We start from the raw sequence: 11,951 nt of genomic DNA on the forward strand, positions 1-11,951 counted from the left end.
GCATGAACGACCTGATGATCCGCCTGGAGTTGAGCGCGCTCCAGGACCGCTACGTCTCCATCATCGACAACGACCGGATGGAGGAATGGCCGACGCTGTTCACCGAGGATTGCCTGTACCAGATCCTCTCGAAGGAGAACGAGGATCTGGGGCTGCCGGCGCCGATCATGCATTGCGACAACGCCCGCATGCTGCGCGACCGCGTGGTGGCGATGCGCAACGCCAACATCTTCGAACAGCCGATCTACCGCCATTGCCTGTCCGGCCTGGAATGGAAGAGCGACGGGGCGGACGGCTATCTCTGCCAGACCAGCTATGTGGTGATCAACACCTCGGCGGCCGGGGAATCGACGGTCTTCCAGGCCGGGCGCTACCTCGACCATGTCGTGCGAACCGCCGACGGGCTGCGCTTCAAGGCCAAGCGCTGCATCTACGACACCAGCCGGGTGCAGACCCTGCTGGCCTACCCGATCTGACAGCGGAGGGAAAACCGACCATGACCGAATGGCACGATGCCGCCGCCGCCGACGCGCTCAGCGACGACGAGGTGATGGGGCTCAGCATCGCCGGCGTGCCGGTCGCCCTGTTCCGGCAGGAGGGCGCCTTCTTCGCCCTGCACGACCTCTGCTCCCACGGGGCGGCCCGGCTGTCCGACGGCTTCGTCGAAAACGGCTGTGTCGAATGCCCGCTGCACCAGGGGCTGGTCGACATCCGCAGCGGCGCCCCCTGCTCCGCCCCGATCACCGAGCCGGTGCGCAGCTATCCCGTGCGGGTGGTCGGCGACCGGATCGAGATCGCCCTCAACCGCTGAGGAGGAGGTGCCCTTGACCGCGATGCCGGAAAGCGAAGCGACCTATGTGGTGGTCGGCGGCGGTCAGGCCGCCGCCTGGATCGCCCGTACCCTGCGGGCCGAGGGCTTCGCCGGGCGGCTGGTACTGATCGGCGAGGAGCCGCACTGGCCCTATGAGCGGCCGGCCCTGTCGAAGGAGTTCCTGCGCGGGACCGGCAGCGTCGAGGCGATCACGCTGCTGGGCGCGGCGCAGGCCGGGGAGGCCGGCATCGAATGCTGGCTCGGCCAGCGCGTGACGGCGGTGGACCGGGTGGCGCGGGTCGTCACCACCGCCGGCGGCCGAAGCGTCGCCTACGACACGCTGTTCCTGGCGACCGGCGGGCGGGCGCGGCGGTTGCCCGGCCTGGACACCGTGCCGGCGGAGCGGGTCCACACCCTGCGCACGCTGACGGAGTCCGAACGGCTGCGCGGCGCGCTGGGCGGAGCGAAGCATCTGCTGGTGCTGGGCGGCGGCTGGATCGGGCTGGAGGTGGCGGCGACCGCCCGTGCCCTCGGGGTCGCGGTGACGGTGGTGGAGGCGGCCCCCCGGCTGTGCGCCCGCACCATGCCGCCGGTGGTCTCCGGCTGGCTGCACGCCCTGCATGAAGCCAACGGCGTGCGCGTGCTGACCGGGACCGGCGTTGCCGGCGTCACCGGCACGGCCGACGGCATCGCCGTCACCCTGGCCGGCGGCGGCAGGCTGGAGGCCGACCATCTGCTGCTCGGCATCGGCATCGAACCGGAGGTCGGGCTGGCGGCGGCGATGGGTCTGGCGCTGGACGACGGCATCCTCGTCGATGCCCAGGGGCGGACCTCCGACCCGCGGATTTTCGCCGCCGGCGACGTCGCCCGCCATCCCAACGCCTTCGCCGGGGCGTCGCTGCGGCTGGAATCCTGGGCCAACGCCCAGAACCAGGCCATCATCGCCGCCAAGGCGGCGACGGGCGGGACCGCGGTCTATGCCGACATCCCGTGGTTCTGGTCCGACCAGTATGGCGTGACCGTGCAGATGCTGGGGCTGCCGGGCCTCGGCACCCGCGCGGTCGCCCGCGGCACGCCGGAGGCCGGCAGCGGCTGCTGGCTGATGCTGGACGACACAGGCATCGTCGCCGGCGCGGTGGCGGTCAACGCCGCCCGCGACCTGCGGGTGCTGCGCAAGCTGCTGGAGGACGGCCGCGCGCCGCTGCCGGACGCCTGGACGGACAGCGCCACGCCGGTCCAGCGGCTGCCCAGCCGCCCGAACGTTGGAATGGACTGACGCGTTTCTCCAGACGTCCGGCCCCGGTTTCAAGGAACCGAATTTCGGATCTGGACAGTTCGACCCCCGCCACGGACAACCGGTGCACCGCAGAGACACGGATGCCAAAAGCCGGACTGCGAGGGTATGCTTGCAACACATCAAGAACAGGGAAATTCACCAATGAACCGTCGCAGCTTTCTCACCACGACCGCCGCAACGGCAACCCTCGCCGCCACCGGCGGCTTCACCTTCGCGCGGGCGCAGACCCAGGCGGTGAAGGTGGCCTTCGTCGGCACGCTGTCGGGTCCGGGGGCGGCGCTGGGCACGCATCTGCGCGACGGCTGGCTGGCGGGGGTAAAGCGCCTCGACAACCAGCTCGGCGGCCGGGCGGTCGAGACGCTGGTGATCGACGACGAGCTGAAGCCCGACGTGGCGGTGTCCAAGGTCCGCGCCGCGCTGGAGCGCGACAAGGTCGATTTCGTGGTCGGCGTCGTGTTCAGCAACATGCTGCAGGCCATTGTCCGCCCGGTGACGGAGAGCAACACCTTCCTGATAACCGCCAACGCCGGCCCCTCCACCCTCGCCGGCAAGGGATGCAGCCCCTTCCTGTTCAGCAGCGCCTACCAGAACGACCAACCGCACGCGACGATGGGGCAGGCGGCCCAGGATCTGGGCTACAAGCGCGTCTTCATCCTGGTGCCGAACTATCAGGCCGGCAAGGACGCGGTGGCCGGCTTCCGCAGCCGCTACAAGGGCGAGGTGGTCGACGAAATCTATGTGCCGCTGAGCCAGCTCGACTTCTCGACCGAGGTCACCAAGATCGCCGCCGCCAAGCCGGACGCCATCTTCACCTTCATGCCGGGTGCGCTCGGCGTCAATCTGGTGCGGCAGTACCGGCAGGCCGGGCTGGCCAACATCCCCTTCCTGTCCACCTTCACCGTCGACGAATCGACCCTGCCGGCCCAGGGCGAGGCGGCGCTCGACTTCTACACCGCCGCGACCTGGGCGCCCAATTTCGACAACCCGCAGAGCCGCCGCTTCGTGCAGGAGTTCGAGGCCGCCTACGGCTATGTCCCGTCGAATTTCGCCGCCCACGCCTATGACGCCGCCCACATGCTGGACGCGGCGATCCGCCGGACCAAGGGCGACGTCGCCGACAAGGCGGCGCTGCGCACGGCGCTGGAGGCCGGCGACTTCCCGTCGGTGCGCGGCGCGCTGCGGCTGGGGGCCAACCATTTCCCGATCCAGGATTTCTGGCTGTGCAAGGTCGCCAAGCGCGCCGATGGCAAGTTCCAGACGGAAACCCTGCGCAAGGTGCTGAGCGCCGACGCCGACGGCTACGCCACCTCCTGCAAGATGGGGTGACGGGCGGGACGGGCTGACGGGGGGCTTTCGCGATGTCCATGCTTCTGGTGCAGGCCCTGAACGGCCTGCAATTCGGGGTGCTGTTGTTCCTGGTGGCGGCCGGACTCAGTCTGGTGTTCGGCGTCATGGACCTGATCAATCTGGCCCATGGCGTCCAATACATGCTGGGGGCCTATGTCGCCGCCACGCTGGGGGTGTGGACCGGCAGCTTCTGGCTGGGGGCGCTGCTGGCGATGCCGGTGGCGCTGCTGGTCGGGCTGGCGCTGGAATGGCTGGTGTTCCGCCATCTCTACCGCCGCGACCATCTGAGCCAGGTGCTCGCCACCTTCGGGGTGATCCTGACGGTGGAGGAGGCGACGCGGGCGCTGTGGGGCAGCGCCCCGCAGACCGTGCTGGAGCCGTCGGGGCTGACCGGCGGTCCGATGGGCGGGGTGGAGATCGTGGCCGGACTGATCTACCCGACCTACCGGCTGGTCATCATCGGCGTCGGCATCGTCGTGCCGCTGCTGCTGTGGTTCCTGGTGGAGCGGACGCGGGCCGGCATGCTGGTGCGGGCGGGGGCGACCCATCCCGCCATGGTGTCGGCGCTGGGGGTGGACATCCGCCGGCTGTTTACCGTCGTCTTCGCCTTCGGCGCCATGCTGGCGGGCTTCGCCGGGGCGCTGGCCAGCCCGATCTTCCCGGTGGCGCCGGGCATGGGCGACACCGTGCTGATCCTCTGCTTCGTGGTCATCGTCATCGGCGGCGTCGGCTCCATCCGCGGCGCCTTCATCGCAGCATTGCTGGTCGGGCTGCTCGACAGTGTGGGGCGGGCGATGCTGCCCGACCTGCTGCGGCTGGTTCTCGACCCGTCGTCGGCCCGGCAGACCGGGGCGGCGCTGGCCTCCATGCTGGTCTACATCGTCATGGCCGCCATCCTGTTCTTCCGCCCGGCCGGGCTTTTCCCGGGAGGACGCGCGGCATGACCGCACCGTTCCGCAAACACGCGCTTGCCCTGGCCACGCTGCTGGCGCTGGCGGCGGCCCCCTTCCTCGGTTTCGGCGACGGCTTCGCGCTCAGCCTGCTGGCCCGCGCGATGATCCTCGGCATGGCGGCGGTCAGCCTCTCGCTTCTGGTCGGCGGCGCCGGGCTGGTCAGCCTGGGCCATGCCGCGACGATGGGGATCGGCGCCTATACGGTGGTCGCCTTCGACGCCGCCGGGGTCAGCGAGGGGCTGATCGTCTTCCCCGCCGCCATCGCTGCGGCGGCGGCCTATGCGCTCGTGACGGGAGCGGTGTCGCTGCGCACCAGCGGCGTGCATTTCATCATGATCACGCTGGCTTTCGGGCAGATGGCCTTCTTCACCACCTCCTCCTTCTCCAGCCTGGGCGGCGACGACGGCTATACGCTCTACGCCCGCACCGAATGGCTGGGGACCCGGATCCTGGACAACCGCCTGACCTTCCATTTCCTGTGCCTGGGCCTGCTGGCCCTGGTGTGGGTGGGCGGCAACCTGTTGCTGGGCAGCCGGTTCGGCCGGGTGCTGCGGGCGGCGCGGGAGAATCCGCAGCGGGCGCTGGCGGTGGGGTTCCAGCCCTATCCCTACCGTCTGGTCGCCTATGTGATGGCGGGGGCGGTCGGCGGGCTGGCCGGCGCCCTGCTGGCGAATGCGACGGAGTTCGTGTCGCCCGCCCTGCTGTCCTGGACCCGGTCGGGGGAGCTGCTGTTCATGGTCATCCTCGGCGGCGTCGGCCAGATCGGCGGCGCGATCCTGGGGGCGCTGGCCATCGTGCTGCTGGAGGAATCGCTGTCGCACCTGATGGTGTACTGGCGGCTGGTGTTCGGGCCGCTGCTGGTGCTGTCGGTGCTGTTCCTGCCGGACGGGCTGGTCGGCGCGCCGCTGCGCCTGCGCGCCGCCATCCGGTTCGCCTCGCCCAAGCGGAGGAACGCCGATGCCTGATCCGTTGCTGGAACTGCGCGGCCTGAGCAAGAATTTCGGTGCGCTGACCGTGACCTCCGACGTGTCGCTGACCGTCCTGCCGGGGGAGATCCATGCAATCATCGGCCCGAACGGGGCGGGCAAGACCACGCTGATCCACCAGATCAGCGGCACGCTGCGCCCGGACCGCGGCACCATCCGCTTCGCCGGCCAGGACGTGACCGCCCTGCCGTTCGAGCGCCGCGCCCGGCTGGGGCTGGCCCGCAGCTTCCAGATCACCAGCATCGTGCCGGGCTTCACCGCGCTGGAGAACGTCGCGCTGGCAGTGCAGGCGCGCAGCGGCTCCTCCTTCCGCTTCCTGCGCCCGGTCGCGAACGAGAAGGCGCTGAACGAAGAGGCGCGGGCGGCGCTCGACACCGTCGGGCTGGGCCGGGTCGCCGACCGCGGCGCCGCCGCCCTGTCGCATGGCGAGAAGCGCCAGCTCGAACTCGCCATCGCCATCGCGATGAACCCCCGCCTGCTGCTGCTCGACGAGCCGCTGGCGGGCGCCGGGCCGGAGGAGACCGAGCGGCTGATCGGCATCCTGCGCGAACTGCGCAGCCGCTACGGCATCCTGCTGGTCGAGCATGACATGCAGGCGGTGTTCGCCCTGGCCGACCGCATCTCCGTCCTGGTCTATGGCCGCGTCATCGTCACCGGGACGGTGGACGAGATCCGCGACCATCCGGAGGTCCGCACCGCCTATCTTGGAGAGGACGCGCTGGCGTGATGCTGAAGATCGACAATCTCACGGCGGGCTACGGCCAGAGCCAGGTGCTGTTCGACGTGTCGCTCTCCATCGAGGCCGGGCAGGTGCTGGCCCTGATGGGGCGCAACGGCATGGGCAAGACCACGACCATCTCCGCCGTGATGGGGCTGATCCCGCGCTGGGGCGGCGGCGTCAACTTCAACGGCCGGGGCATCGACCGGATGCCGCCGCACCGGGTGGCGCGGCTGGGGGTGGGGCTGGTCCCGGAAGGCCGCCAGATCTTCCCGACCCTGACCGTGGAGGAAAACCTCGTCGCCACCGCCGCCGCCCGTGGAGAGGGGCCGGCGCGCTGGACGCTGGAGGCGGTGTGGAAGCTGTTCCCCCGCTTGCGCGAACGCCGCCGCAACCTGGGAAACCGCCTGTCGGGCGGCGAGCAGCAGATGCTGGCGATCGGCCGGGCGCTGATGACCAACCCGCGCCTGCTGATCCTGGACGAAGCGACCGAAGGGCTGGCCCCGGTGATCCGCGCCGAGATCTGGGCGGTGCTGGAGACGCTGAAGCGCGAGGGCCAGTCCATCCTGCTGGTCGACAAGAACCTGTCGGCGGTGCTGCGCCTCGCCGACGCCTGCGCGGTGATCGAGAAGGGCCGCACGGTGTGGAGCGGCACCAGCGCGGAGCTGGGCCGGGCGACGGAGATCCAGGAAACCTACCTGCACATCTGAGGCGTCGGGGGAGAGCGTCCGCCGTCAGGCGCCTCCGCGGCGGAGGGTGTCGGACGGGCGCTCGCCGAAGCGCTCGGCGTAGTCCTGGGCGAAACGGCTCAGATGGGTGAAGCCGGCATTCAGCGCGAGGACGGTCACGCTGGCGTCCTCGCCGCCGCCGCGCAGCCGGGCATGGACATCGTCGAGGCGCAGGTTGCGCAGATAGCGCAGCGGGCTGACGCCCTCGAACCGCTTGAAGGCGTCGTGCAGCGTACGCTCCGGGACGCCGGCCGCCTGGGCGATGTCGGCCAGCGTGATTGCGGCGGCGGAATTCTCCCGCAGATAGGCGATGGCGCGATGGACGGACACCGGCCGCGGACCCTGCGGCCGGTCGTCCGTCTCGACGCAGTCCTGGCCGGCCAGCAGAAGCCGCAGGAAAAGCTGCTCATACTCCGCGGCGACCAGCGCGTCGTCGCGGATCAGCCGCACGGTGGCCGGGTCGCCGATCACGCCGCCCAGCGCCACCAGCAGCGGCGTCAGCCGGGGGCTGCGCAGATCCAGCCTTGCCGCCAGCCGCACCGGACGTGGCCCGTTGAAGGCCGCCAGCCGCGTGCGCGCAATCTTGAGCACAAGCTGCTCGCAATCGGGCGAAAACTGCCCAGCGATTGGGCTTCCCGGCGAACAGAGCACGCCGTTAAAACGGTCCACGGTGAAGGTGTCGCGCTCGATGCGGATTTCGGCGCCGCCGCTGACGCAGAGGATGGCGAGATAATAGTCGTCCAGCGGCGGGACGGCGATGGACGCCTGACCGAACTTGATCGTCCCGATCCCCATGCCCTTCATCGCCATGAAATCCATGTGCGAGGGCTGGCCGTTCGACCGTCCGCAGGCCATCAGGCTGTGCGGCTGCATCACCTTGGAAATCCGCTCGCGGGCGTCGTCGAGATCCGGCGTCTCGAAGATGCGGCACAGCCGAAGCGCCGAGGCGTCGAGGGACGGCCCATTCGAGGAAAACAAGGCGGCAGTCATGTCCATGGCGGCGCATCCTCCTGGCTGTGGACAATCCTCGCAACGATACGGACTCTAAGCAAATCTTGTACCGGACGCCGGACGCCGGCCGCCGAAACGGGAACGCCCCCGCCAAGGCTGGCGGGGGTATTCCTTGACCCGGCGCGCTGCACCGGAACCGCTCAGGCGGAGACGCGCGCGCGCTCCACCACGTCGGCCGGCAGGCCGTCGCGGGCCTCGACCAGACGGAAGTCGAAGCCGATCTCGGCGAAGGGACACGTCACGCCGCGGGCTTCCATCGCCGCCGGATCGTCGATGCGGCGGATATCGGGCACCAGACCGTCGCGGGTGGCGAAGGCGAAATCGTCGTCGATCAGGGGATCGCCCTTGATGTTGATCTGCGTCGTCAGCTTGCGGTAGCCGGGGGCGCTGACGAAGAAGTGGATGTGCGCGGGACGCGCGCCGTGGCGGCCCAGCAGGTCCAGCAGTTGCAGCGTGCTGCTGCCCGGCGGGCAGGCATAGCCCGACGGCATAATCGACTGGAAGGAATAGCGGCCGTCGGCGCCGGTCCGGATGGTGCCGCGGTTGTTGAAGGGCGTCTGCGCGCTGTCGAAGATCGAATAGTTGCCCTTGGAATTGGCGTGCCAGACCTCGACCACCGCGTTGGGGATCGGCTTGCCCGAGGCATCGCGCACGACGCCCGACATGAAGAGCGGCTCCGCCTCGCCGTCCAGCCCGTCGTCGACGCGGGCACTGCCCTGGTGCACCGGGGCGCCGGCCACATAGAGCGGACCTTCGATGGTGCGCGGGGTGCCGTGTTCGTTCAGGCCGGAGGCGTTTTCACGCTCCTCCACCAGCAGGTCGAGGAAATGCTCGAAGCCCAGGCCGGGAGCCAGCAGCCCGGCCTCCTGGTTCCTGCCCAGCTCGGTCAGATAGTTGCAGGCCGTCCAGAACTCGTCCGGGGTGACCTCGAACTCGTTCATGGTGTGGAAGAGATCGCGGACGATGCGGTCGACGATCGCCTTGACGCGCGGGTTGGACGTCTTGCCCGGCGTGACCTGGGTGAAGCGCGCCAGCAGCGCGTCGATGTCCTTGGCCTGCATGGGGTTCTCCCTATGGACTTGTTCGTTGATTGCGTGGGGGCTGGGGGGGCCGACTTTTGAAGACTGGGCGTCAGGCGTCGCCGTCGCGGACCGAGGACGGGTGGCGGCACAGCGGCGACACCGCGATGTCCATGTAGGGGAACAGCGGCAGGCCGGTCAGGATGTCGTGCAGCTCGGCATTGTCGGCGACGTCGAAGATGCTGACGTTGGCGTAGGCGCCGGCGACGCGCCACAGGTGGCGCCATTTGCCGCCGCGCTGCAGGTCGGCGGCGATGGCCTTCTCGCGCGCCTTCAGATCGGCCGCGGCGTCCGCCGGCATGTCGGCGGGCAGGCGCACGGTCATCGTCACATGGAACAGCATGGGTCACTCTCCGGCTTGGGAAATGGCCGCTGGGGGGATGGCCGCTCAGGTGATGGCCGCTGGGGGGATGGCTCGGGTCGTGTGATGGCTGCGCGGGCGGTCGCGGCGCAGGGCGTCCAGCCGGTCGGGGTCGATGTCGACGCCGATGCCCGGCCCGTCCGGCACGACCAGGGCGAACTCCTCGTAGCGCAGCGGCGTGGCGAGGACATCGTCGATGAACAGCAGGGGGCCGAACAGCTCGGTTCCCCAGTCCAGCCGCGGCAGCGTGGCGAACAGCTGGGCGGCGGCGGCGGTGCCCAACCCGGTCTCGATCATGGTGCCGCCATAGAGGCCGATCCCGGCCGCCTCGGCGATGGCGGCGACCTTGGCCGCCGGACCGACGCCGCCGGATTGGGCGAGCTTGACCGAGAAGACGTCGGCCCCGGCGGCGGCAGCGACGCGGAAGGCGTCCTCGGCGCCGCGCAGGATCTCGTCGGCCATCACGGCGATGGGAAAATCCTGGGTCAGGCGGGCGAGCGCCGGCAGATGCTGGCGGGCCACCGGCTGCTCGACGAGATCGGCCCCGGCGTCGGCCAGCGCCGCCAGCCCGCGCCGGGCGTCGGTGACGCTCCAGGCCTGGTTGACGTCGACCCGGACGCTGGCGCGGTCGCCCAACGCCCGCTTGATCGCGGCGATGTGGGCGATGTCGTCGGCCAGCGCGCGCTTGCCGATCTTCAGCTTGAAGATGTCGTGGCGGCGGGCGTCGAGAAGCCGTTCGGCCTCGGCGATGTCGAGATCGGATTGCCCGCTCGCCAGCGTCCAGGCGCAGGGCAGCCGGTCGCGCACCCGGCCGCCGAACAGACGGGCCAGCGGCACGCCGAGCCGCCGGGCCGCCGCGTCCTGGAGCGCGGTTTCGACCGCGCATTTGGCCGTGTTGTTGCCCTGGACGAAGGCGCCGACCCGCGCCATGGCCGCGCCGACCCGGTCGGCGTCCTGCCCGACCAGCAGCGGCGTCATGTAGGTGTCGATGGCCAGCGCCATCCCCTCGACCGATTCCTCGCCGTAGCTCAGTCCGCCGATGGTCGCCCCTTCGCCCCAGCCGACGACGCCGTCGGAGGCGGTGACGCGGACGATGACCACCGATTGCGTCCGCATCGTCGCCATCGCCAGGACATGCTGCCGGATGGTCGGCAGATCCAGAATGAAGGTTTCGATCTGCTCGATTTTCGTCACGCGAACATCCCCGATCAATGCGTCTATGCGGCTTAAGCGCTTTGCGGCACTGACTATCGTTCGAAGCAATGTTCAGCGTCCAAAACCGATTGAATCATGTTTCCATACCTGAAAGGTATGCATCCAATGATTGAAGAGACTGTCGCCTCCCCGTCGAGGATTCACGCCCAACCGTCTACACCGTCGATCAACCCGATGGTCGGGATCGACCGAAGGGTTAGCCCGTCCAAGAGCGCCTACTCCCTCCCATCGTTCCGGCAGCCCTCCCCTTCGCGTGCGCGCATCCGCTTGCGCTCCCGGTTAGAGTCCCGGAATGCGTCCGGCACCCCCGAAGGAGAGGTCGATCGTGCAGAACACAGCCGACACATTGCCGCTTGATCACCTGCCCGCCGACCACGCGGGTGGCGTTGCCCTCGTCGAGCGCTACCGGCGGAAGTTCCACCTCTCACCGTCCTATCCGCTGACCGCCGAAATGGTGCAGCGCCACTGGGCCTTGGAGCGGCGGCTTGCCCGCGAGTTGCTTGAAACCAAGCCTGAAGAGCGCTGGGACGCCTTCGAGGCGGCCTATACCACGCTCTACACCAGCTGCCCCTGGCTGAACGAAGCGGAGGACGACGCCCACACCCGCAACGACGACCTCGATTTCCGCCACTTCCTGACCCTTCTGGGCGGTCCGCAGGATGTCTATGAAGTCGGGTCGGGCAAGGCGCGCCTGCTGCGTTACCTCGCCCGGCACGGCTATCGCTGTGTGGCCACGGAAGTGACGCGCGAGCGTGGCGCCAATTGGATCGAGCAGGATTCCAACGTCACCTGGAAGAACAGCGACGGTGTCCATCTGGCGCAGTTCGAGCCGGCCGACCGCTACGACAGCGTGATCTCCACCCATGTGGTGGAGCACATGCATCCGGACGATGTCGTCACCCACATGACGAACGTCTGCACCATCCTGAAGCCGGGCGGCAAATACGTCTTGAGCATGCCGCACAAGTTTGCCGGCCCGGCCGACCTGTCGGAGGTGTTCGGCCTGAATGAGCCGGTCTGCATGCATCTGCGCGAATATGGCTGGGGCGAGACGGCGGACATGCTGCGCCAAGCCGGTTTCGACCGCGTCGAAGCGGTGTACATAGTACCAATGGCAGTGCGCCGCAGGATGAACCTGCATTTCGCCAGCCGCGCCTATCTTGGCTATGCAAAGCTGGTGGAGGCATTTTTGGGACGGCTTCCATTAACCCTTAATCGCAAGCTCGGAAGGGTTGGTCAGCTCTATATGTTCCGGCCGGAGGTCTTCGTGGTTGCCCACAAGCCCGAATGACCCCAGCATAATCGCGTAAAATATACGCTATTTCAGATAGTTATCGACATTCCGGACCCCTTTGTTGCTGCAATGCATCGACAAAGGGGTTTTTCGTGTCTCTTTCTTTTCACAAGTGGTAGTGGCATTAGAGCCGCATTTCGCTAAAATTTGA

13 protein-coding genes are annotated in these 11,951 nt (G+C 68.8%); 9 read left to right on the top strand and 4 right to left on the bottom strand.

What is annotated here, in order from left to right; translation table 11 throughout:
* Positions 1–2 precede the first annotated feature (2 nt).
* From andAd to JHL17_RS06895, 8 genes are all read left to right on the top strand, one after another.
* Positions 3–476, top strand: coding sequence for an anthranilate 1,2-dioxygenase small subunit AndAd (gene andAd, locus JHL17_RS06860; RefSeq protein ID WP_200191386.1), 474 nt, complete (start codon positions 3–5; stop codon positions 474–476).
* Positions 477–496: 20 nt separating this feature from the next.
* A complete protein-coding gene (gene andAb, locus JHL17_RS06865) occupies positions 497–811 on the top strand; it encodes an anthranilate 1,2-dioxygenase ferredoxin subunit AndAb (RefSeq protein ID WP_200191388.1) in 315 nt (104 codons plus the stop codon).
* 22 nt (positions 812–833) lie between these two features.
* Positions 834–2,087: an NAD(P)/FAD-dependent oxidoreductase gene (locus JHL17_RS06870; protein ID WP_247893370.1), complete on the top strand. Its 1,254-nt coding sequence runs from the start codon at positions 834–836 to the stop codon at positions 2,085–2,087.
* A 162-nt stretch (positions 2,088–2,249) separates the two neighbouring features.
* Entirely contained in the window at positions 2,250–3,434 is a 1,185-nt protein-coding gene (locus tag JHL17_RS06875; protein WP_200191392.1) for an ABC transporter substrate-binding protein, read from the top strand.
* Between the two features lie 32 nt (positions 3,435–3,466).
* A complete protein-coding gene (locus tag JHL17_RS06880) occupies positions 3,467–4,399 on the top strand; it encodes a branched-chain amino acid ABC transporter permease (RefSeq protein ID WP_200191394.1) in 933 nt (310 codons plus the stop codon).
* A complete protein-coding gene (locus JHL17_RS06885; protein ID WP_200191396.1) occupies positions 4,396–5,373 on the top strand; it encodes a branched-chain amino acid ABC transporter permease in 978 nt (325 codons plus the stop codon). The genes JHL17_RS06880 and JHL17_RS06885 overlap by 4 nt, the downstream gene beginning before the upstream one ends.
* Positions 5,366–6,121 (top strand): ABC transporter ATP-binding protein, encoded by a 756-nt coding sequence (locus JHL17_RS06890; RefSeq protein ID WP_200191398.1) that lies wholly within the window; start codon positions 5,366–5,368, stop codon positions 6,119–6,121. Before JHL17_RS06885 ends, JHL17_RS06890 begins: the two co-directional genes overlap by 8 nt.
* The gene (locus JHL17_RS06895; RefSeq protein ID WP_200191454.1) at positions 6,121–6,822 is read left to right on the top strand and encodes an ABC transporter ATP-binding protein; all 702 of its coding nucleotides are present in this window, start codon (positions 6,121–6,123) and stop codon (positions 6,820–6,822) included. The genes JHL17_RS06890 and JHL17_RS06895 overlap by 1 nt, the downstream gene beginning before the upstream one ends.
* Before the next feature lie 24 nt (positions 6,823–6,846).
* Here the strand turns inward: JHL17_RS06895 and JHL17_RS06900 are convergent, their stop codons facing one another.
* From JHL17_RS06900 to JHL17_RS06915, 4 genes are all read right to left on the bottom strand, one after another.
* Positions 6,847–7,836 carry an AraC family transcriptional regulator gene (locus JHL17_RS06900; RefSeq protein ID WP_200191400.1) on the bottom strand — a complete coding sequence of 330 codons (990 nt, stop codon included), beginning with the start codon at positions 7,834–7,836 and terminating at the stop codon, positions 6,847–6,849.
* 155 nt (positions 7,837–7,991) lie between these two features.
* Positions 7,992–8,912, bottom strand: a complete 921-nt coding sequence (gene catA, locus JHL17_RS06905; protein ID WP_200191402.1) for a catechol 1,2-dioxygenase — start codon at positions 8,910–8,912, stop codon at positions 7,992–7,994.
* A gap of 70 nt (positions 8,913–8,982) precedes the next feature.
* A complete protein-coding gene (catC, locus tag JHL17_RS06910) occupies positions 8,983–9,273 on the bottom strand; it encodes a muconolactone Delta-isomerase (RefSeq protein ID WP_200191405.1) in 291 nt (96 codons plus the stop codon).
* Between the two features lie 45 nt (positions 9,274–9,318).
* Positions 9,319–10,485 carry a muconate/chloromuconate family cycloisomerase gene (locus tag JHL17_RS06915; protein ID WP_200191407.1) on the bottom strand — a complete coding sequence of 389 codons (1,167 nt, stop codon included), beginning with the start codon at positions 10,483–10,485 and terminating at the stop codon, positions 9,319–9,321.
* Between the two features lie 346 nt (positions 10,486–10,831).
* On the opposite strand from JHL17_RS06915, the gene JHL17_RS06920 reads away from it, so the two are divergent.
* Entirely contained in the window at positions 10,832–11,797 is a 966-nt protein-coding gene (locus tag JHL17_RS06920) for a class I SAM-dependent methyltransferase (RefSeq protein WP_345773763.1), read from the top strand.
* Positions 11,798–11,951: the final 154 nt, after the last annotated feature.

It is taken from the genome of Azospirillum endophyticum (assembly GCF_016595245.1).
GTDB lineage: Bacteria > Pseudomonadota > Alphaproteobacteria > Azospirillales > Azospirillaceae > Azospirillum > Azospirillum endophyticum.